Here is a 20840-nt window from a genome sequence, read left to right as displayed (position 1 = left end):
AAATCTCAAATCTCAAATCTCAAATAGTATCAGGGGTGCAGCAAGTACGAAAAACTCGGTTTCGATCGCGGTATTTGGCAGCGCCACAGATGATTTTTGCCTGTTCCGGGTTGTTTGGTCGATCGTCCTAAATAAATTAAAATTTTTGTACCGATCGGCAGTTCGGACTTCTGGCATCTTGAAAGGCGGGCGGTGGAAATTTTGATGGTCAAATTTCGCCTAATACTAAATGATAAACTGGCATAGTCAAGCCGCAGACAAACTTATTTTAGAGAAATTATTAATTATGCGCCCGAATGCAAATATTGCACTATTTCGGTTGGGGATTTCACTTCTAACTGCGCTGCCGATGGCTTGCTTTTATGCCAATAAAGCTATATCCCAAACAAAGGATATTTCTCAGTTGCCAGTCGCTGCTGACAACTCAGCAGATACGGGCAATCAAGTATTAGCACTGCAAAAACTGGAAATCAAGCAGGATGAAACAGCAACAAACTTCAATCAGCTTCCCGATGCGATCGAGACCCACCCTGAACCAGAAACACCATCGAATCCCGCCGAGAACAGCCAAGATGCCTGTTCCGCAAGCAGTTTGATTGATTGTGGTACGGGCATCTTGCCCGTAGCAAAAAATCGGGTTGACAAAGATCCCCAATGTCAGAACCCGCTAGATTGTAATTTTTTAGCCCAGAACCCGCAGACGCCACCGCGAAACCTCCCGCCCGACTTCAACCGCGATCGAGTACCAGATTCGCTGTTACCGTCGCCGCCGACTCAGCCAGATCCAAATCGCGATCGATTTCTGCAACCTGCCCCCCAGCCTTCCCCAGAACCTCCCCAAGTACCACCCACAGTAGCGCCGCCGTCCCGGTCGCCAGTTCCCCCAACGCTGCCGAATACACCAATTGAGGTGCAGAAAATTCAAGTAGTTGGCAGCACAATTTTAAGCCAAGACGAAATTAATGCCTTAGTCAACCCCTTAGAAGGCCGTTCTACCACCCTAGAACAGCTCAAACAAATCGCCGACAAAATTACCGAAATTTACCTCAATCGTGGCTACATCACTTCGAGAGCAGTCTTGCCGCCCCAAACTATCACCGCAGGGGTAGTCCAAATTCAAGTTATCGAAGGCAAGCTAGCCCGAATTGAGGTAGAAGGAACTAAAAGATTGAATCCAAGTTACATCCGTAGCCGGATTCGACTCGGTGCCGGAATGCCTTTAAGCACAGCTTCCTTGGAAGACCAACTCCGGCTGCTGCGAGTCGATCCTTTATTTGACAATGTAGAAGCCAGTCTGCGGGCGGGGGATAATGAAGCAGAGAGCATTTTGATCGTCCGAGTCTTGGAAGCTAATCCGTTTCAACCTAGTTTCAGCATTGACAATTACTCGCCTCCCAGTGTCGGTTCCGAAAGATTGGGAGTTAGTTTGCGGCACCGCAATATAACAGGAAATGGCGACGAACTGGCAGCGGCTTATTATCGATCGATCGGCGATTCAGACGTGTTTGATTTCAGCTATCGCGTGCCGCTAAATGCGATGAACGGCACTTTGCAATTGAGGGCGGCACCGAACCGCAACAGTATTGTACAAGAACCTTTTGATAGTTTTGATATTTCGGGAAAATCGCATTTATTTGAAGTTAGTTACCGCCAGCCGCTGCGGAGAACGCCGATCGAAGAATTTGCCTTGTCTGCCGGTTTTACTTATCAGACAGGCAGAACTTTTGTCGCTGGCGAACCGACTTCTTTTGGCATCCGCGAGGAGTCCAAGGGTGTCACCACTACGAGCGCAATTAAGCTGGGACAGGACTACATTCGGCGCGACCCGCAGGGTGCTTGGGCCGTGCGCTCGCAATTTACGATCGGCACTAGCTTGTTTGATGCTACTCAATACGAAGGTTCCGATCCCGACGGACAATTTTTTAGCTGGTTGGGTCAATTGCAGCGAGTACAGCGATTGAATGACAAACATTTATTAATTTTGCAGGCAGACTTACAGTTGTCAGCTAATAGTTTATTGCCTTCACAGCAATTTGTAATTGGCGGCGGGCAATCTTTGCGCGGCTACCGCCAAAATGTCCGTTCTGGGGATAACGGCTTCAGAGTTTCCATCGAAGATCGGATTACTTTGCAGCGCGATGCTTCGGGAAATCCCAAACTACAATTAGCTCCATTTGTGGATGCGGGTACGGTATGGAACGTTGCGAACAATCCTAATAAATTAACCAATCAGACATTTTTAGCAGGTTTAGGTTTGGGGGTAATCTGGGAACCGATACAGCGGGTGAACCTGCGAGTAGATTACGCTTTTCCTTTGGTGAGAATTAGCGATAAAGGCGACAATCTGCAAGATAAGGGAATTTACTTCAACATAATTTATACGCCATAAGGAGAGAGGGGAAGAGGGAGAGTGGGAGAATCGGGAGTGGGGGAGAGGGGGAGATGGAGAAAATATTTCCTTCTTCCCTCGGACTTCTTCCTTCTTCCGACGGACATCCGTTACATCCGTTACACTCATCCCTTGCCGAACTTTCCTCTTTTTTCCACATCCGATATTAATCGCCGACTTCCCCGACAACCTCCGCAGCAGCCTGAGTTTCGAGCCAGAGTTTGAGCAGCAAGAGCTCCGCCCGATCGCCCAAAACAGTCGCAAACACGCCGTCAGCCCCCTCAGACGCGTCAGAAATCCACGTACCGCGCAGAGTCACTTCTACAAAGTCAGCATCAGCCACACAAAGGTCGATCGCATCGTTGTCGTTTCGGCGGGCCTCAGATTCCAACAGAGAAAGCGCCGGCAAATTCGCGGGCAGCAAAAATGCCGCAGTGCTCGGTTCGACGCTGATGCTTTGACCAACTCGCATAGCCAGCACAACTCGCAGCGCCACTAACTGTTCGGGAGATTGAGCCAAACGCTCGAGGTTAAAGCCCGTTTCAGTGTAAGTCAACTTCAGCATATTGACAGCCCTAAATTTGGAATTGAAAGTTAAAAATTGAAAATCGGGAATTGGGAATTGGGCATCGGGCATTGGGAATTGGGCATTGGATAGGAAGGAATGAAAAGTTTGCTATTCCGACCTAAAATCCTTTTCAATTACAGGGCTGAATTAGCTATTAACTATTAGCTATTACCAATTACCAATTACCAATCCCCCATGCCCCATGCCCCATGCCCCATGCCCCATGCCCTATTCCCCTATTTGATATTCGTGCCAAAACAGTTCGGCAAAAGCAACAGTGGGGTGTATGGGGGCCTTCGGCTTAGTTCGCAGAGACATTCCAGCTTCTATGGGAGTTCGATCGCCCTTACGAGAGTTGCACCGTTCGCAAGCAGTCACCACGTTGTCCCAAGTATGGGGGCCGCCCTTCGATCGGGGCATGACGTGATCCAACGTCAAATGCCGATTGCTACCGCAGTATTGGCAAGAATGAGCGTCGCGGCGCAGAACTTCCCGGCGATTAACTGGGGGCACTTTCCAAACCCGTTCCCTGTTACCAAAAGTCAAGCGGATTTGTTCGGGTACGTGGATGCTGGTGCTGGGCGATCGCACCAGCCAGCCGTTGCCAATGCTAAAATCAAGAGGTTCAGCCTTGCCTGTTACCAACAGTACGATCGCCCGTTTGATGTTGACACGGCTCATCGGTAGGTAATTCTGAGAAAATACCACCACAGATTGCCTCAATACATCAGTTACTACGGTCACGGCTTGCTCCTCCTCATTTGGATTTTAGATTTTAGATTTTAGATTTTAGATTTTAGATTTGGGATTTGGGATTTTCGGTGCAACGCCTACATTGGCTACATCTGGTTTTTTCCCAGTTCCCCAAGCGGATCGAATTTCTCAAATATCAAATCAAATGCCCCCGCTTCTCTTACTTAGAAGCGGGGGCTAGAAAAACTGCTTTCATGCAAATTTTCATCCTGTCTTGGTACAGTCGTTTAGCTGTACCTCCCGCTTCGCGTCTCTCGATATGGCTGTGCCACTTGCAGACCGTGCCGGTCTACCTCGTTGTAATTAATTTCTGCAATTTGTCCTAATCCACTATAACCGTGTTTATTTAGGCCCCGGCCCGCCCACGAGGTCGCTGCGACAGTCGCAAAACCCGTGCTAAAGACGTGCCGTGACGACTCGGAGCGACCCGTGGGGCGATCGCACTTCAGTTGATAGGTGGAGTAGGTGGGGAGAAATTTCACAGCAGGCAGAAGGTGGTTAAGAGGCTTTCAATCTAGCTGTAAACATACTACACTGATATTACACATATGTCCACCCGTCACGGAGAAAAAATTATGCATACCCTACCTAGAACCTCAACCACCGAAATGGAAGTGACCAGCATTCGACTCGAAAGAGAACTCAAAGAGAGACTCAAAGAGCTCGCAGGCAATCAAGGCTATCAAGCTTTGATTCGAGATTTGCTCTGGAATTACGTGCAGCAGAAGTCTGGAGAGTATCGGCAGATGTTTTCTCGATCGGATATTCGAGCTAGCATTAATGCCACAGCACAGCAGGAGGAACGCTGCGCGCTTACAGGAGAGTTGATCCGAGCGGGCGGCCCGATGTTATTAGGGCTGACGATGCACGGCGAAATGGTGCCGCTGAGTATAGGGAGTATGGCTGGTTGACACTCCTGGGCCTGAAGGCATGAGGATTCTTCTATCTACGAGCTGACTTGCTCTAATTGGATTTCTCCAACGAAAGTAGAGGACAATTCTCCCGAAGCGTTATTTGCATCTAGTGCAAGAGTTCCGGTATGCCCTACCGTACTCAATCCCCGACTTAGGATTATTCTAGCTGCGTTCTCGTCTCTATCTAACAAGCACCCACATTTACAAGCGTGGGTTCTAGTAGATAGAGTTTTTTTGACGATTTCACCACAACTAGAGCATTCTTGACTGGTATATTGCGGATTTACCGCAACCGTTACCCGCTCGAATACTTTTCCAAAATATTCAAGCCAGACACGGAATTGATACCAAGATGCGTCGTTAATAGACTTGGCGAGACAGTGATTCTGCACCATATTTTTGATTCTCAAATCAACGCACGGCTATCAAGTCGTTGGACTGAGTGACGCACCTTGCCAACTTTAGGGCATGGTCTTTACGTTGCCTGCTTATTTTGAGATGGCGCTTACCAAGAATCTGTCGAGCTTTGCCTCTATTCTTTGAACCTTTGACTTTTCTAGATACCCGACGTTGACTGCGTTTGAGAACACGTTCACCTTTCCTCAGAAACCTAGGATTTTCAACCTTGATTCCGTTTGAATCGGTGTAATATTCTTTTAGCCCGACATCCAATCCAATAGTATTACCTGTCGGCGCTGTATTTTCCTTTCGGTCAACATCAATACAGAACTGGACGTACACACCATCCGCACGTTTTACCAATCGAACCCGTTTTATTTGGTTGATTTGGTAAAAATGCAGGTCGCGTGTGCCTTTGAGTTTGAGTTTGCCAATTCCTTTTTTATCCGTGAAAGTTATCGACTTTCTGTCATCTGCAACCTTCCATCCGGTTGACTTGTACTCTACCGAGCGACAGTCTCGCTGGAACTTTGGATACCCTTTTTTACCAAGAATCTTCTTCTTGCAGTTTTCGTAAAATCGGGAGATAGCTGCCCAAGCACGTTCAGCACTTGATTGTCTTGCCATTGAGTTGAGTTCGTCAGCAAACGGAAACGTAGCTGCCAGTACAGCACAATATTTATTCAAGTCGTATTTGTTCTTTTTGGGATTGTCCATCCAATAGCGCAAACAGCTATTGCGGACAAATTGAGCGGTACGAATTGCTTCGTCTACTGCTTTGAACTGACTTGATTTTCCGTAAGATTTAAACTCAAAAACGAGCATGGCTCTACCTCCACTCTTATGCTACCGCAATCAGCACAAAACGGAGTATGGCGTAATGAAAAGTTACAATTAAAGCCGTCCTAGAAGGACGGGGTTTTCAACCCAGTTTTTTGATAAACCAGTTTATCGAAAATTTGTGAGAGCGATCGGCCTGGGGTGAAGGACCCAGGCGCTGAAGATGGGTTTCCGAAGCATTTCAAGGAGATATATTTAACGAACCGCGAAGACGCGAAGTGCGCGAAGAAAGATGGAGAAGGAAGAAGATAGGCAATTTTAGCGGTTCGGGAGTTTGGTAATGCAGATCCGGAGGCTCGCCCCACGCGCGAGAAGAATGCTAAACTTTCCATCGGGCGTGCCGAACAGACGATCGTACATTTTATGAAAAAAATTAAAGTAATGCTGAAAAACCGCTACTTGACTGCTGCGAGTTCGATCGCCCTTCTCACAATTATTGCCGGATGTGCAGCTACTGAATCACCTCAACTTGCATCTTCTCCCTCTCCTGTAGCTGAATCTTCCCCGCCGCCGGTTAAACCAAGTCAGCCGAAGCCCTTACCCTTAATAGTCTCTGCTAGCAATCCCGAAACCCCCACAAATACCAAAATTCAGCAATATCTCAACGAGTTGGCAGCCCAAGGTTTTGCAAAAGAAAACCAAGGCGTCTGGATACAATCTGGCAATACTTTGCTAGCCAATCATCAAGGTACCGTTCCTCTGTCAGCCGCTTCTATTACCAAAGTAGCAACATCTCTCGTAGCGCTGCAACAATTCGGGCCGGAACATCAATTTATTACCTTAATTGGTACAACGGGAAAAATTGAAAACGGCGTATTAAAAGGCGATTTAATTGTGGGCGGAAGCGAAGATCCGTTGTTTGTTTGGGAAGAGGCGATCGCCCTCGGTAACGCCTTAAATCAAAAAGGCATCAAGCGAGTCAGTGGCAATTTGATAATTGTCGATAAGTTTTACATGAACTTTGAACTTGATCCCCTCAAATCGGGAGAATTGCTCAAACAAGGATTGAACAGTCAAATCTGGCCCAGCGAAGCCGCCGCCCAGTATCAAACCCTGCCTCCAAATACGCCGAAACCCCAAATAGCAATTGAGGGTTCTGTAAAAGTTTTGTCAGCATCTCCCAATGACGTGCAGCCTTTAGTCAAACATTATTCTTTGCCCCTCGCTGAACTGATCAAAAAAATGAATCAGTACAGCAACAATCTCATGGCAGATATGCTAGCTGATACTGTCGGTGGCGCTAAAACAGTCGCGCAAAAAGCAGCAGCAGCAACCGGAGTTCCTCCCGCAGAAATTCAACTCGTCAACGGTTCGGGATTGAGCGAAGAAAATCTCATTTCTCCCCGGGCTGCTTGCGCGTTGTTTATAGCTTTAGAACGCTATCTTGAACCTTACAGCATGACAGTTGCTGATGTCTTAACTGTAGTTGGGAAAGATGAAGGAATACTGGCAGAACGGGCGCTTCCAAAATTAGCAGTAGTCAAATCTGGCACCTTGGATAATGTTAGCGCTTTGGGCGGAGCCCTGCCAACTCAAAAACAAGAAACTGTGTGGTTTGTGATTATGAATGGAGGGGCCAATGTCGAGACATTTCGCACTCAGCAAGAGGTTTTGCTGAAAAGCTTTTTGAATGAGTGGGGAAGTGTTCAAGTTTCGCCGCCGGAATTAACGCCAAATCCTGCTAGAAAGAGTAAGGTATCTCGCAGCGAAATTGTCAATTGATTTGAGGCTGACGCATGGGGGCCCAGAAACCGGGTTTTTTTACAAAAAGACGGGTTGCCATCCGCAAATTCGGCAAAAAACCCGGTTTCTCTACTTGGTAGGGTGCGTCATATCGTTTCCGGTTGCATCGGAATGATTTAACCGCAGAGGGCGCAGAGAACGCAGAGGGAGAGAATACAGAGATGAATACAGGACGATGCTACCGGATTTGATATCAGTACAGAAATTGTGAATTGGCAGCTAAAATAATGCAAGCTGATGCAACCTAGGAGTACAAACTAATTTAATTAGGTGTTTTCGCCCTAGCGACTACTATGCCGATCGCACTTTCGACTCTGCTAATATATCTCTGTAAGTCGTAAGCAACTGTTACCTCCCCAGCCGGCGAAGCGTGAATTAAACCCATATTGCCGTCGGCATTGCGGTAGACTAAACCTGTGTGGGTGACATCCAATCCTTTAACATCGGTGGCTACCGCTACAATATCCCCCGGTTTTAACTGAGAATAAACACTTTTTATCCGATTTGTGGGGATGTAATTAACAGGAGTTTTGGCTAAGTCTGCTTCTTGGCTGACTATGCACTGATAAGTTGCTTCGTCTTTGAGCATTTGCGGGTAACTGCTGCGGTGCTGACTCATGAAATTTAGTGTTTTATTCATGGGCACTCCGCCTAATTCGGCGGTGATATTTTCCACAGTTTGCCGTTTTTGATTGTCGTTAATCCAGTCGGAAAAATAGTGCAATCTGCTGCAATAACCGTTCATTTTACCGTTTAAATACCGCTGTTCTTCTATGCGATTTACAAAATTTTGATAGTCGTAATCTTGTACTGCTACGCCCCTGGCGATCGCCAAAACGGTTTCTACAAATAAAACGCAATCAAATTTATTCAAAGTTACGAGCAACTTTTCTTCGCCGGATTTGTCCAGCAAACCAGCGGCGTAGGGCTTCCCTAGGAAATTATTGGCGATTGCCTGGACGATTTCTCCCATAGAGCGATCGTGCAAATTTTGTTGTTTTGCATACTGTACAACCTTTTCAAAACGTGCTATGTCTTCGGGTTGTGCAACGGTTTCTCTCTCTGTATTATTTGAGTCCGATCGTCTCGCAAGCACTTTCAGCAATTCGGAATAGGAAATTTCCGCTAAATTGTTGAAGTCCCACAACATACTCGGAAAACTGGAAACAGTTGGCTTGTTTGTTATTTCCAGATTTTCGCTTTCTCGCGTCAAGGAAAACGCTACATCCGCGCCCTGTCCTGCTGTTTGTCGATCGACAACATATCCCGTAGCAGATTGAGACTGAAATGCCCAAACATCAGGTATCAAAGAATTATTCGCGCCGGCGATCGCAAATCCCAAAACAGCCAGACTCCAAAAATTTCTCATGTTTTTCAAAGGATTTTGCTTCAACTCAGTGCTATCCTGAAAATTTTACAATTACTCGAAGTCTCAATCAGCCTAGTAGACAGATAAAATTGGCAACAGCGGACTAGATCGATACACTTGTCATTTAGACGCCGCCCTATTATAAACTGATCGTGCGAGTTTGATAGCACAAAACTGTAATGCAAGTAGAACGCCGACGCCGCCCCATCGGGCCCCAACGCCCAATCGAGTCCCGACGCCACAGCAGCGAGCGTCCAGTCCAGTCCCGACGCCACAGCAGCAAGCGCCCAGTCCCCTCTCGTCGCCCAATCCAGACCCGACGCCCCATAGACCTCTTGCAAAAGTCGCTCTCAATTCTTGAAATTATCTGGGTTAATCTGAGTTCATCTGCCTGGTATCTGCGGTTGACTGATCGAGCAAACATTCATGCAACCGGTCTAATCCAATCCCGACGCCAAAGCAGCCAGCGCGCCGTCGGACGCCGACGCCAAAGCAGCGAAGGCCCAGTGCCCTCTCGTCGCCGAGTGAGGACGAAATTTTCTCGGCTAAAATACCGTAACATTTTGTTTTTAATCGCCGGGGCGATCGCGTTCTTTTGGGTCGTCACAATACCCTTCAGAATTCGCCGTCCCCCAGAACCGCCAGTCATCTTGTCTCAACAGGCCGTCTCGCCTCAAGAAACACTCTCGCCTCCGACAATTGAACCATCGGAAAATTTAGCCGATCGTCAAAGCGAGCCTACCTTTAGCTACAACATCAAAACACCTCCTAATCCTGTTTACTCTCAAGAATTGCAAGGGATTGTTGATGAATCTGTGAAGATTGCAACCAGCAAAGGACTGCCCGCCGAACCGCTATCAATTACCTTATTTGATGTCAGCAATTCCAAAAGTCACACCTTTGCCGGATATCAAAATCAAACTCTCCGATTTCCCGCTAGCGTTGCCAAGTTATTTTGGATGGCAGCCTTTTACTCAGCCATAGAAAAAGGCATCATTACGGAAAGAGAATCTGCCTTTAAAAACGACCTCGAACAAATGATTCGCGTCTCCAACAACGATGCTGCCAGCAGAATTTTAGACAAAATCACCGATACAAAATCCGGCGGACGGCTCGCAGGAGAAGAATTGCAAACATGGCTGAAAAAGCGAACTCAAATTAACACATTTTTCCAGTCGGCAGGCTACAATGATCTTCGTATAAGCACCAAAAATTATCCCATATACTATTTAAGACAAGAAGGGCCAATCGGTCGCGACTTGCAATTGCGGGGCGATGATTCTCAGCCGATTCGCAATCAAGTAACTACCGACCAAGCCGCGAGATTAATATATGAAATCTATACTAGGCAAGCGGTTTCCAGCGTCGCAAGCCGCAAAATGGCTTACTTGCTGACTAGAGACTTAGACCCCAAGGCATGGAAAAATGACCCCAGCAATTCGATACAAGGATTTCTCGGCGAATCTTTACCAACTAATATTTATTTTGGTTCCAAAGTGGGCTATACTTCCAAATCCCGCAGCGAAGCGGCATTTGTTAGAACTTTAGACGATCGCGCGATTTATATCTTAGTTGTTTTCGCAGACGATCCGGCTTATGCCAAGGACGAAACAGCTTTTCCGGCTATTTCCCGATACGTTTTCGATCGGCTAAACGCTCGTGGCCCCAGCACTTTGCAGTGAGATTGAGTAGGGCCTGTTGAGGGTTGAGTGTTGAGTATTGAGTTTTGACTGTTGACTGTTAAATGTTAGTCGAAAAACTGAAGGATGGTTGATATCAAAGGGAGCGTCTCATATTTGTAAAAACACTTCTTCTGGCTCCTTCCTTCTTCCTTCTTCCTCCTTCCTTCTTCCTCTTTCCTCCTGACTCCTGACTCCTGACTCCTGGCTCCAATTTTGGGCTTGGCTGCTTTCATTGAGATGCTCCCGATATCAAATGCGGTAGCATGGGAATTATTCATCTCTCTGTTCTCTTCCTCTGTGTTCTCTGCGTCAACACCTGTTTAATCATTCCAATGCAACCGGATTTGATATGAGTGTTGAATGTTGACTCGATTTATAGCAACCGCCAAGACGGTTAGGACGTTGTTAATGGCTGAAACGATTGATTTTATTCCTTCTTCCTGCTTCCCTATTCCTTCTTCCTTCTGCTAGACAATTCCGGCGCTGTCAGAAGTGATATTACGCACCAACTACTGTTTCTGCGAGAAAGGGGCACTGACGACCAAAGAAACCACTTTCTTGACCATAAATCTATGCTTTTAGGTTAGGTAAAACCCGCAGAAATAAACCCGGTTCCTGATATCCTATGATACTCTGTCCGGTCGATTACCCCTAAGAGGGTAGGGGCTCCCCTCACGAAAAATATCTGCCAATAATTGACAATCTCAAAAACCCGCCATTTTAATCGCGGTCACTCGATCAGACATGATATGAGCAAGTCCTAATTACAGCACTTCCGGGTGTTATGAGGTACAATAAGAATAGATTAAAAAAATACACCAATGAAAGCATATTCAGTAGATTTGCTTTGCAAAAATAGTAGCAGCCCATATCGAGCAGAAGCTGTCGATCAGAAAAACAGCAGCGATATTTTCCGTCAGTAAAAGCTCTGTTCAAAAACTGGTCAAGCAACAAAAAATCGAGGGGAATTTACAGCCGAAACCCAGGGGGAAACCGAGATACAGTCATTTGAATAATTCCACAGCTTTTTTGAGAGAAAGAGTAGCTGCACATCCCGATGCAACCTTACTAGAATTGTGTGATTTATTTGCCTGTGAAGACGGGAAATTGGGTGGGTAGAACAGCCATCTGTAACGCCTTACAAAAGTTGGGATTAAATCGTAAAAAAAAACAGTGAGAAGTAGCCAAGCAGGCACTGAAAGAGTCATGAAATTAAGGTTAGAGTATTGGGAAAAAGTCAAGCATATCGACCCAAAAAATGAGCGTATTTTTAGATGAGACTGGGGTATTACGCTTGTTTAACCAGAACTCATGCTTCCAACGAGGAACGAGAGCCTATGCGGTCAAACCTTTTTATCGAGGCAAGAAAGTCACAGTAATTGGTGCAATTAGTTTCCAGCGAGTAGTGGCATTAATGACCATAGACAACTCGATGGATAGCCAAGCATTTGAGGTGTTTATCGAGCAATGTTTAGTGCCACAATTGTGGTCGCCAGCAGTATTAGTGATGGATAACTTACCAGCGCATAAAGTAGATTCAATTAAGCCCATGATTGAAGCGGTGGGTGCTTCTATCTTGTGTTTGTCCCCATACTCACGCCTATTTTAATCCAATTGAATTATGGTGGTCGCAACTTAAATCTTTATTGCGAAAGTTTTCGCCAACGACCCCTAAAATGGTTGACACCATAATTGCTGTGGCTCTTGACTTAATTAATCCGAAACATCTCAAAAACTGGTTTACTAATTGCTGCTACTGTACCTCATAACATCCGGAAGTGCTGTAAGTTTGTCGTAATTAAGTTTTTTGTCTCTCCTCTGCCAAGCGCTAAGTCTAAACGATGAGTTCAACAATGGATTGACCGGACACAATTTAACTGGGGCGAAAGGATTCGAACCTCTGAATGGCTGGACCAAAACCAGCTGCCTTACCACTTGGCGACGCCCCAACGTCTTAACCTTCACTATCTTAACATTCAAACACAGCAATCTGTCAAGCATTTTGACAAGAAAATTTTAAAAATGTTTTTGGAGCCCATCGCCCGCAGGTTTATTCTTTGAGTTCAGGGGGGCGAGCTAGCGGGATTTCAATCCTGAAATCCGCACCCTGTCCCGGTTCCGAGATGCACTTCAAACTTCCTCCGTGTTTTTCCACCACTATCTGGTAGCTGATAGACAAGCCGAGCCCCGTACCCTTGCCTACAGGTTTAGTGGTAAAGAAAGGGTCAAATAAGTGGCATTTAGCTTTTTCGGGCAATCCGGGCCCGCTGTCTTGAATCCGAATCACCACAACTTGACCCCTCGACTTTCCTGACTCCTCAGCCTCCGAGTCTGGGTCCACCACCGCCGTCGAGATTTTGATCGTCTTGGGTGGAGGCTGATTTTCCAAAGAGTCGATCGCATTCGCCAAAATATTCATAAATACTTGGTTGAGCTGTCCGGGATAGCACTCTACCTTCGGCAGATCGCCGTAGTTTTTAATTACCTCAATTCCCGGCACTAGCCCGTTTGGCTTCAAGCGGCTCTGCAAAATCAGCAGCGTGCTGTCAATCCCTTCGTGAATGTCCACCGGCTTCATCTCGGCTTCGTCGTGGCGCGCGAAGTTCCGCAGAGACAGGACAATTTGGCGGATGCGTTCAGTTCCCATCTCTATTGAAGACAGAATTTTCAGCAAATCCGGCACTATGAACTCAACATCGATTTCTTCGTTTTTCTCTAGTATTTCGGGGCAAGGCTCCGGGTAATGCTTTTGATACAAGTGCAACAAATCCACCAGATTTTTCATGTACTGCTTGCAATAAGTCAAGTTCCCGTAAATAAAATTAACCGGATTGTTAATTTCGTGGGCGACGCCGGCGACCATTTGACCGAGAGAGGACATTTTTTCGTTTTGGATGAGCTGAGCTTCTTTCTGCTGCAAACTCTGCAAAGTTTCCGTCAGTTGGCGGGCTTGAGTTTGAGCGGCTAAGGCTGCCGCCCGGGTTTGGGCGTAAAGTTCGGCTTGGTCGATCGCGATCGCCAGTTGATCCACCACCGCTTGCAGCAATTCCACTTCGCTCGTCGCCCAGGAACGGTGGCTGCTGTAATGGTTGCAAACTACAGCACCCATTTGACCGGAGCGAGTCTTGACTGGCAGCAACAGGTTAGAAACAATCCCGATACTGCTCAAAAAAGCTCGCGTGGGCGGTTCGATGCACAGTGCTGTTGCAGCGTCGCCGATCCGGAGCGTTTGGCGGTGGCTAATTTTCTCGGCCAGCAGGGTTACTTGTTCGATCGGGTATTCTGTGAGCCGCTCTTTCAGTTCGGGATTTGCCGCCTCGTGGGTGATTGCAAAGCTGGGCTGACCGTCTCGCGAGATGGCGTACCACAAAAAGTAGCACTGGTCAACCTGCAACAAGCTGCGAATTTCGTTGACAGCCGTATCTAAAATTTTGTCGAGGTCGAGGGAATTCCGCATCTGGCTGGCGAGGCTGAAGAGCAGGCTTTCCCGGCGGCTCAACAATTCTTCTCGGGCTGTAACGCGATCGATCGCCACGGCGATGGCGTTAGCCATGCAACCCAGAACTTCTAGCGCTCCCTCGCTTGTCAAAGCGCTACTGCCCAGAGCCATCACCCCCACCAACCGCTCCTCCACAATCAGCGGATAGGCAATGGTGCACAGAGACTGGTTCGACAGTAGGCACACAGGAGCCGTTTGGAGTTTTCCCGCTTCTGTTCGCACCCAATCTTCTATTTCCCGTGCCCGCTCTTGGCTGCTAAGTCCTGAATTGGCCTGCAGTTCTAACCGCTCTGTCTGCTGGTTGAAAGTCCAGATGCTCGCCCCTGTGGCGTCGAGGTACTCTACCATTGCCTCGGTGCAGCGGTTGAGGATGACCGATATTTTCCCGCCTTGTCCCAGGGCTGCACCGACTTTAGCTTGCAGCGTTCCCAAGCGAGATCGCTCTTTTAGGGACGCGGCCGTTAGTTGGCCATCGGATGTGTCGCCCGGGTCGGCAACGCTTTCTCGGATTTGTTGGGTATCGTCCGCGCGCCCGATGCCCGCTGAAGCTTCCCACACATATTGAGATTTGCCTGTTTCCCCCAGCGTCGGGAGCTTTTTTGTTTCGTATATTGTTGTCGTGCTGCTCTGTGGCGTATGTACCGCACGCCAGCTCGATCGGTTCGAGCCAGGAACTAACTCCGAGATTTGCTGGCTGTCGGAGGTGATATCTTCTACCTCTGGCAAGTGTTTCTGGGCTTTGACTAATTGCCAGCGCAGATCTACCAAACTCGCAACTTGCCGACTCAAACCTTGCAGACCTTCTATCGTTTCTTTTTTCAAGTCTCGCGGCACCGAGTCCATGACGGATAGCACTCCCAGCACCTGCCCATCTGAGCTCACAACTGGGATTCCGGCGTAAAATTTCACGAAGGGGTAGAAAACCGTTAGGGGATGCTCGCCAAATCTCACATCTGTGGAAGCGTCTCGGACAATGGCGACAGGCACTTCTTTAAAGGAATTTATAGGGAGTTCGATCACCAATTCGGGAGCAACTGGCGGTTTTTGCAGGGAAATTGCCCGTTCAAATTCCGAGTTTGAGTTGGAGCCAACGGCGAACTCTTCGGGAGTTGGCTCCAGGGCGCGAGCGCAAAAATTCAGGTAACGGTGGGCCAAAGTTCGATCGATACCTAACTGCGACTTCAACCAGTGGCGATTACCGTCTATCAAGCTCAAGAAAGCAATAGGAGTTCGGCCCATCAGAGCTGCCAAACCGACCAAATTGTCCAAGCAACCCTCTGGAGCAGAGCCCAGAAGCTGATACAAGTCAATGTTATGGAGCTTGAACACTTTTTTACCAAGAGGCAAGGGTGCTTTCATCATGTGTAACTGCCCGTCTAGTTGCTGGCAACCGCCCTTCTCAATACTTTTGAGAAAAACAAGCTATGAATTATGTGATGGGAGACTGTGGGCGCAACTTCGGCGCAGGCTGCTTGCGCCAAATTCAGACTAACCTCTTGACTGAATCTGGAAACTTTTGAGTTATGGGAGTTAGAGCACCCCAGATCCAAGACTATATAAATTATACTTCCAGTTGACCATGCTTTTGAATACCTCCAGCTCTCTAAATCTAAGAGCCTGTGTTGGGAGGAAGCACCTTTCCCAAATATATGACGATTGCTTACCTAGAATTTTTTAATCAGTTTAATTGTATTTTAACAGACTTGTCTAATCGTGGGTAGCTGGCTTGCTGGTAGATTTAAATCAGGGGTTTGTGCCACAATACCAGTGTCCTTTACCGAGCTGTGCCTTAGCCGGGAGTTCAACTACAGTTAGGAGATGAATTACAAAAGATTGGTAAGATGTTAAACTTTGTAACAATAGTTGTTCAAACTCGACCTTTTAGGGTTTATGGGCCCGGATGCACATTTTGCAACTGTTGTAATTGCCGATCGACCACTCTCCCAATCCCTTGTTTCGGGTTTGAGGTAAAAAAAACCGGGCTAAAGTTTCAACTAACGCTCCAACGGGGTTGACAATTATTGCACAGAGACAACTCTCAAAAAATGACGGCGGGAATTATGTTTGGTATTTTCAAGAACTATAAATAAACAGGGAGAAGAATATGTCTGCAAGTAGCAGTCAAGTACCAACTATTTTGGCAGTTGATGATAGCGTCGTGATGCAAGGACTTGTTAAACAGGCCTTGAGCAAAGAGTTTCGAGTTCTCGTAACCGACAATGCAGTGGATGCTTTGTCAACGATTTATCACGAACAAATTTCTGTTTTGTTGCTGGATGTTTCGATGCCTGGTATTGACGGATTGGAACTCTGCCGCACGGTGCGGAGCTTGCCTCAGTTTCAGAATTTGCCGATCGTAATGCTGACAGCGCGAGATGGAGCCTTTGATAAGGTACAGGGGCGTTTGGCGGGAGCCACAGAGTATTTAACTAAGCCTTTTGATGCTGATAAGTTGCGCGAGGTAATTGGTAAGTTTATCAAAATCAAATAATCGGACTTAGAAAAAAAATCAGTTTTGAATAATTAATGAAGTAATTTGAGTAATTAATGAACTAAAAAGTTGGGCTCGCGCTCTGCGATCCTCGACTTCTTTAACAAGTCGGGGGGCGGGGTATTCTGCACTATTGGCGAGGTAAGTCCTAAATTTTTAATTTTGCCAGGAGTAGGGGAGCGATCGCACTGACAGGTAGAACATATTGGGCGGCACCGAGGGCGATCGCCTCCTTGGGCATTCCGAAGACAATGCAGCTAGCTTCGTCTTGGGCGATTGTCAACCCCCCTTGTCGGGCGATAGCCAACATTCCGTCAGCACCATCTCTACCCATCCCTGTCAGTAAAACCCCTGCTGCTGCCCGACTATAAAAATTAGCTACCGACTTAAATGTCACCGTTACAGAAGGGCAGTGTCCCGCAGCATGAGCAGCTTCTGAATAAACAAATCGCCCTTGAGAGTCCAATTCTAAATGACGTTTTTCTGGCGGAAAATAAACAGTCCCTGCTTGTGGCAATTCCCCAAAGGAAGCTATCTTAACAGGCAGTTTCGATTCATAACCCAGCCAATCAACTAATCCTTGCAAAAAACCTTCACTGATATGCTGGACACAAATTATAGGCACTGGAAAACTAGCCGGAAGTTTAGAAATAATCGCGTACAGTGCTTGCGGTCCCCCTGTCGAAGCCCCTATAGCCAAGACTTTAATAGTTGGAGATTTCACATTTTCCCGGGAGAATTTGTAATTATGAACTGGTGCTTCGTTGATTTTAACAATGGGATTATTATATTCTGTTGGCATCTTTTTTTGATGCCGTGTAAATACTTTAACTCCTGAGAGGATTTTAACTTTAGCTATTAATTGATTTGCGAGGCGAGCGTAATCAGATACCAACCCGCCCATCGGTTTCGGAAAAACATCCAATGCACCAGCATTTAACACTTTAAATACATTCTGAGTATCATTCGCTTGCACTGAAGCACTAATGACTAAAATTGGTAGCGGATATTTCTTCATTACTTCTTCCGTAAATTCTAACCCGTTCATTGGTGCCATGTTCAAATCCGTACAGATTACTTGGGGCTGAAGTTTGGGGATTAATTCTAGTCCTTCTAATCCGTTGCAAGCGGTTCCTACAACTTGAATTTCTGGCGAGGACTCAAAAATTCGTTTGAGGACGAGCGTAACTACGGGAGAGTCTTCAACTAACAATAGTTTAATGGGCGATAACATCAGTTTGCTGGGAAATGGGGAATGGGCAATGGGCAATGGGCAATGGGGAATAGGGCACTTGCGCTGCCCTTGGACTTACTTCCCTTCGGCGAAGCGGAGCGGGCAAACCGCGCAGGGCGAGTGGCTAAGCTCAGCACGAGTCGCTCAGTAACCGCGTAGTCAAAGTATTGGGCATTGGGCATCGATGCACTGGTAATGGTGCACTGGGCAGTGGATATTGGGCCTTGCTAATTGGTAGTAAATAACAAATGCCTCATAACCAAGGAGTAATGATTTATGACTAAACTAACCTTTTTAGTGTGTCTACCAACACATCTTGATTGAAAGTACCTTTAGGAATATAAGCATTTGCCCCCGCATCAGCACCTCTTTTTTTATCTTCATCCGATGCCAAAGATGTCACTAAAATTATCGGCAACTCACTGTATTCTTTTTGCTCGCGAATCTTAATAGTCAGGGCCAAACCGTCTAAATTGGGCATTTGTATGTCAGAAATCACAGCATCAAAATCGCGAGTTTTCAATTTATGGAAAGCATCCAACCCGTCTACTGCAGTCACAACTTCGTAACCCGCACCTTCCAGGATGCGTTTTTCTTGAGTGCGCGTGGCGATCGAGTCTTCTGCTAATAGTATAACTTGTTTTCTGCTGGCCGTCTCAAGTTGGGATCGCGCACTCCCAACCCCACGAGACGAAACTTGCTGGCGTACAGATTTTATCAAATCGTGGGGATTGAGTACCATACAAACTTCCCCAGTAGCGAGAATTGTGGCACCTGAAACATTGCGCACCCGTTTCAGCAATTGACTTTGAGGTTTCATCACCACATCCTGTTCGTCTATCAAAGCATCTACAAATAATCCCAATCTTTCCTCCCCTACTTTCAAAACAATACAAGGCATTTTTGAATTTAAATTTAGGAAGTGTTGTTGATTTTTTATCATAATTTGGCTCCCGGCTTCCTGTTTCAAATACCGACTTTTTTCCCACACTTGTCTATTATTTAATTCTAGTAAATCTGTCAGATGAGCAACTGACAGAGGCTGACCCTTTGAAAGTATAGTTTCCTTGCCTTCTATGGCAAATATCTCAGACTGAGACACCTGTTGTGCCGTGTCTACAAACTCGACTGGCAGAGCATAAGGAATGTCTTCAACTATGACAATTAATACATTCGCTGTAGCTAAAGACGTGCTGATTTGCAGCCTCAAAGTGCATCCTTTTCCCGGTAATGACTCTACTTGAATACTACCTTTTAGGGCTTCAACATTAGTGCGAACTACATCTAAACCCACCCCGCGCCCCGAAACTTCGGTAACAAATTTTTTAGTCGAAAAACCAGGAGTAAAAATTAAAGATTGCACTTGAGATTCGGTCATTTCTGCCAGTTGTTCACTGGTACAAATATTACGTTTTACAGCCGTTTGTTTAATGCTCTCTAGATTTAGTCCCCGGCCATCATCAGCAACTTCAATAATAATATTGCTAGCAATATTATAGCCTTTAATTCGGAGAGTAGCCACGGGAGGTTTACCTAGTTTTTTCCGCTCCTCAACAGTTTCAATACCGTGGTCGATCGCATTTCTAATCATGTGCATTAAAGGGTCTTTCATTTCCTCTAAAATGCGTTTATCTGCTGTAGTTTCGCCTCCTTCAATCACTAAGGCAACTTCTTTCCCTTCCCGTTTCGCTAAGTCTCGTACAGTTCGAGGAAATAAATTAAAAATAGTAGACAAAGGCAGCAGTCTCAGAGTGCGAATTCCTGATTCTAATGCCTCAGCGATTAATTCGAGTCGGGCAGTATCTTCATAAACTCGATTTCTCAAGGAGTTGACTAAAATTCCGAGACGTTCTAGACGTTCTTCTGTACGTTGATAGTAATCCTGCAATTGGCTAAATTTACCGTTGGCTTTAATACCGTTTTCATCTATTTGCATCCGATCGACAGTCAAGCTCGTTACAAAGTATTCTCGGCTCCACTCTTCCCACAAAGTTGTAATTTGTTCGAGTTCTGCAACTCGGTGTCCTAGCCGAGTTTTTGTGACAGTAAGTTCCCCTGCTTGAGTCATTAAATCGTCTAAATTTTGAGTAGCAACGCGAATGGTTTCAATGCGATAAGATGAGGTTGATGATGCAGTAACTGCCGAAGGCGGCGCCGACGCAGGGGCGGGTTCAGAAGGTGCAGGCAAGTTTTGAGCTTGCAGTGGAAATTCTGGCTGGGATTGTCGGGGTAAAAAAGAGGAATTTTTCTCTAAGGTAAGGGCTTCAGAAGTTTCAACATTTGTTTCTAGTTCTGGGGTAGGAGGCTCAGTAAATTGCGGTTCTACCAACGGTTGTTCTGGTACTTGTGAAGATGATGGCTCTACTATTGAGGTGGCAGCCTGTGGCTGTGGCTGATTAGAAGCACCCATCATGCTAGCAAGGATGTAAAAAGTATTAACGCCGGAATCTTGGCCGGTAACGGCTTCGTTAACGAGTTTGCGGATGGCGTCTAAACCTTGGGAAAGTCGATCGCTAATATCTGAATTTAGTGGAGTTTCTCCCCGCTTGACACCTCCCAAAATATGCTCCATTTGATGAGCTAAAGATGCTATATTTTTTACTCCCAGCATCCCAGCATCACCTTTAAGAGAATGGGTTTCCCGCAACAATTGTTCTAACTTAGCGAAGTCGTCTGGATGTTGTTCTAAGTACAGCAATCCGTCATCTAGTTTCTGTAAGTGTTCTTGACTAGCGACTTTAAATACATCTCGAAGTTCTTGATCTTCAATCATCATATATGTTGTTGAGTAATAAGTAAGCGAGCATGGCTCATGGGTAATTGGTAATGATAATTATGTTGAATAGTCAGTCGATTGCTAATGACTAATGACTAATGACTAATGACTAATGACTAATGACTAATGACTACTGACTAATGACTACTGACTACTGACTACTGACTACTGACTACTGACTAC

15 protein-coding genes, 1 tRNA gene and 1 pseudogene are annotated in these 20840 nt (G+C 46.3%); 6 read left to right on the top strand and 11 right to left on the bottom strand.

Going from position 1 to position 20840, the window contains the following annotated elements; all coding sequences use genetic code 11:
* Positions 1-29: 29 nt before the first annotated feature.
* The gene (locus QUA16_RS24855) at positions 30-212 is read right to left on the bottom strand and encodes a hypothetical protein (protein WP_333181403.1); all 183 of its coding nucleotides are present in this window, start codon (positions 210-212) and stop codon (positions 30-32) included.
* Between the two features lie 17 nt (positions 213-229).
* Between QUA16_RS24855 and QUA16_RS24850 the strand changes: the two genes are divergently transcribed.
* Positions 230-2389 (top strand): ShlB/FhaC/HecB family hemolysin secretion/activation protein, encoded by a 2160-nt coding sequence (locus QUA16_RS24850; RefSeq protein WP_333106572.1) that lies wholly within the window; start codon positions 230-232, stop codon positions 2387-2389.
* A gap of 166 nt (positions 2390-2555) precedes the next feature.
* On the opposite strand, the gene QUA16_RS24845 is transcribed toward QUA16_RS24850, so the two are convergent.
* Both QUA16_RS24845 and QUA16_RS24840 read right to left on the bottom strand, forming a co-directional pair.
* The gene (locus tag QUA16_RS24845) at positions 2556-2954 is read right to left on the bottom strand and encodes an alr0857 family protein (protein ID WP_333106582.1); all 399 of its coding nucleotides are present in this window, start codon (positions 2952-2954) and stop codon (positions 2556-2558) included.
* Between the two features lie 231 nt (positions 2955-3185).
* Positions 3186-3701, bottom strand: coding sequence for an HNH endonuclease (locus tag QUA16_RS24840; protein WP_333106571.1), 516 nt, complete (start codon positions 3699-3701; stop codon positions 3186-3188).
* Positions 3702-4285: 584 nt separating this feature from the next.
* Between QUA16_RS24840 and QUA16_RS24835 the strand changes: the two genes are divergently transcribed.
* A complete protein-coding gene (locus QUA16_RS24835; protein WP_333106569.1) occupies positions 4286-4621 on the top strand; it encodes a hypothetical protein in 336 nt (111 codons plus the stop codon).
* Positions 4622-4656: 35 nt separating this feature from the next.
* Here the strand turns inward: QUA16_RS24835 and QUA16_RS24830 are convergent.
* Positions 4657-5848 (bottom strand): annotated as a pseudogene (locus QUA16_RS24830) (RNA-guided endonuclease InsQ/TnpB family protein).
* A 378-nt stretch (positions 5849-6226) separates the two neighbouring features.
* Between QUA16_RS24830 and QUA16_RS24825 the strand changes: the two are divergent.
* Complete coding sequence (locus QUA16_RS24825; RefSeq protein ID WP_333106568.1) at positions 6227-7585, top strand: D-alanyl-D-alanine carboxypeptidase; 1359 nt, start codon at positions 6227-6229, stop codon at positions 7583-7585.
* 283 nt (positions 7586-7868) lie between these two features.
* Here QUA16_RS24825 and QUA16_RS24820 read toward each other — a convergent pair whose 3' ends face one another.
* Both QUA16_RS24820 and QUA16_RS24815 read right to left on the bottom strand, forming a co-directional pair.
* On the bottom strand, positions 7869-8975 hold the full coding sequence (locus QUA16_RS24820; RefSeq protein ID WP_333106566.1) for an N-acetylmuramoyl-L-alanine amidase-like domain-containing protein: 1107 nt from the start codon (positions 8973-8975) through the stop codon (positions 7869-7871).
* 139 nt (positions 8976-9114) lie between these two features.
* Positions 9115-9303, bottom strand: coding sequence for a hypothetical protein (locus QUA16_RS24815; protein WP_333106564.1), 189 nt, complete (start codon positions 9301-9303; stop codon positions 9115-9117).
* Positions 9304-9379: 76 nt separating this feature from the next.
* Between QUA16_RS24815 and QUA16_RS24810 the strand changes: the two genes are divergently transcribed.
* Positions 9380-10657, top strand: coding sequence for a serine hydrolase (locus QUA16_RS24810; protein ID WP_333106561.1), 1278 nt, complete (start codon positions 9380-9382; stop codon positions 10655-10657).
* A gap of 65 nt (positions 10658-10722) precedes the next feature.
* On the opposite strand, the gene QUA16_RS24805 is transcribed toward QUA16_RS24810, so the two are convergent.
* Positions 10723-10890, bottom strand: a complete 168-nt coding sequence (locus tag QUA16_RS24805) for a hypothetical protein (protein ID WP_333181401.1) — start codon at positions 10888-10890, stop codon at positions 10723-10725.
* Between the two features lie 1025 nt (positions 10891-11915).
* Here QUA16_RS24805 and QUA16_RS24800 point away from each other — a divergent pair.
* Complete coding sequence (locus tag QUA16_RS24800) at positions 11916-12266, top strand: transposase (protein WP_333106559.1); 351 nt, start codon at positions 11916-11918, stop codon at positions 12264-12266.
* 268 nt (positions 12267-12534) lie between these two features.
* Here QUA16_RS24800 and QUA16_RS24795 read toward each other — a convergent pair.
* A tRNA-Gln gene (locus QUA16_RS24795) sits at positions 12535-12606 on the bottom strand.
* Positions 12607-12707: 101 nt separating this feature from the next.
* A complete protein-coding gene (locus QUA16_RS24790; RefSeq protein ID WP_333106558.1) occupies positions 12708-15518 on the bottom strand; it encodes a GAF domain-containing protein in 2811 nt (936 codons plus the stop codon).
* 742 nt (positions 15519-16260) lie between these two features.
* Between QUA16_RS24790 and QUA16_RS24785 the strand changes: the two genes are divergently transcribed.
* The gene (locus tag QUA16_RS24785) at positions 16261-16647 is read left to right on the top strand and encodes a response regulator (RefSeq protein ID WP_015175702.1); all 387 of its coding nucleotides are present in this window, start codon (positions 16261-16263) and stop codon (positions 16645-16647) included.
* 148 nt (positions 16648-16795) lie between these two features.
* Here QUA16_RS24785 and cheB read toward each other — a convergent pair whose 3' ends face one another.
* Positions 16796-17881, bottom strand: coding sequence for a chemotaxis-specific protein-glutamate methyltransferase CheB (gene cheB / locus QUA16_RS24780; RefSeq protein ID WP_333106557.1), 1086 nt, complete (start codon positions 17879-17881; stop codon positions 16796-16798).
* 280 nt (positions 17882-18161) lie between these two features.
* Entirely contained in the window at positions 18162-20654 is a 2493-nt protein-coding gene (locus QUA16_RS24775; protein WP_333106580.1) for a hybrid sensor histidine kinase/response regulator, read from the bottom strand.
* Positions 20655-20840 lie beyond the last annotated feature (186 nt).

Origin of the sequence: Microcoleus sp. S13_C3 (assembly GCF_036700905.1) — a bacterium.
Classification (GTDB): Bacteria; Cyanobacteriota; Cyanobacteriia; order Cyanobacteriales; family Microcoleaceae; genus Microcoleus.
The sequence above is the reverse complement of the archived record's forward strand: the minus strand, read 5'-3'. Positions and strand labels throughout refer to the sequence as shown.

Bases quoted from the DNA above. Each gene is read 5' to 3' on its own strand.
- QUA16_RS24785 (WP_015175702.1), top strand. From the start codon at position 16,261: ATGTCTGCAAGTAGCAGTCAAGTACCAACTATTTTGGCAGTTGATGAT.
- QUA16_RS24775 (WP_333106580.1), bottom strand. From the start codon at position 20,654: ATGATTGAAGATCAAGAACTTCGAGATGTATTTAAAGTCGCTAGTCAA.
- cheB (WP_333106557.1), bottom strand. From the start codon at position 17,881: ATGTTATCGCCCATTAAACTATTGTTAGTTGAAGACTCTCCCGTAGTT.
- QUA16_RS24835 (WP_333106569.1), top strand. From the start codon at position 4,286: ATGCATACCCTACCTAGAACCTCAACCACCGAAATGGAAGTGACCAGC.
- QUA16_RS24850 (WP_333106572.1), top strand. From the start codon at position 230: ATGATAAACTGGCATAGTCAAGCCGCAGACAAACTTATTTTAGAGAAA.
- QUA16_RS24800 (WP_333106559.1), top strand. From the start codon at position 11,916: ATGAGCGTATTTTTAGATGAGACTGGGGTATTACGCTTGTTTAACCAG.
- QUA16_RS24825 (WP_333106568.1), top strand. From the start codon at position 6,227: ATGAAAAAAATTAAAGTAATGCTGAAAAACCGCTACTTGACTGCTGCG.
- QUA16_RS24790 (WP_333106558.1), bottom strand. From the start codon at position 15,518: ATGATGAAAGCACCCTTGCCTCTTGGTAAAAAAGTGTTCAAGCTCCAT.
- QUA16_RS24815 (WP_333106564.1), bottom strand. From the start codon at position 9,303: ATGGGGCGTCGGGTCTGGATTGGGCGACGAGAGGGGACTGGGCGCTTG.
- QUA16_RS24820 (WP_333106566.1), bottom strand. From the start codon at position 8,975: ATGAGAAATTTTTGGAGTCTGGCTGTTTTGGGATTTGCGATCGCCGGC.
- QUA16_RS24805 (WP_333181401.1), bottom strand. From the start codon at position 10,890: ATGAAAGCAGCCAAGCCCAAAATTGGAGCCAGGAGTCAGGAGTCAGGA.
- QUA16_RS24845 (WP_333106582.1), bottom strand. From the start codon at position 2,954: ATGCTGAAGTTGACTTACACTGAAACGGGCTTTAACCTCGAGCGTTTG.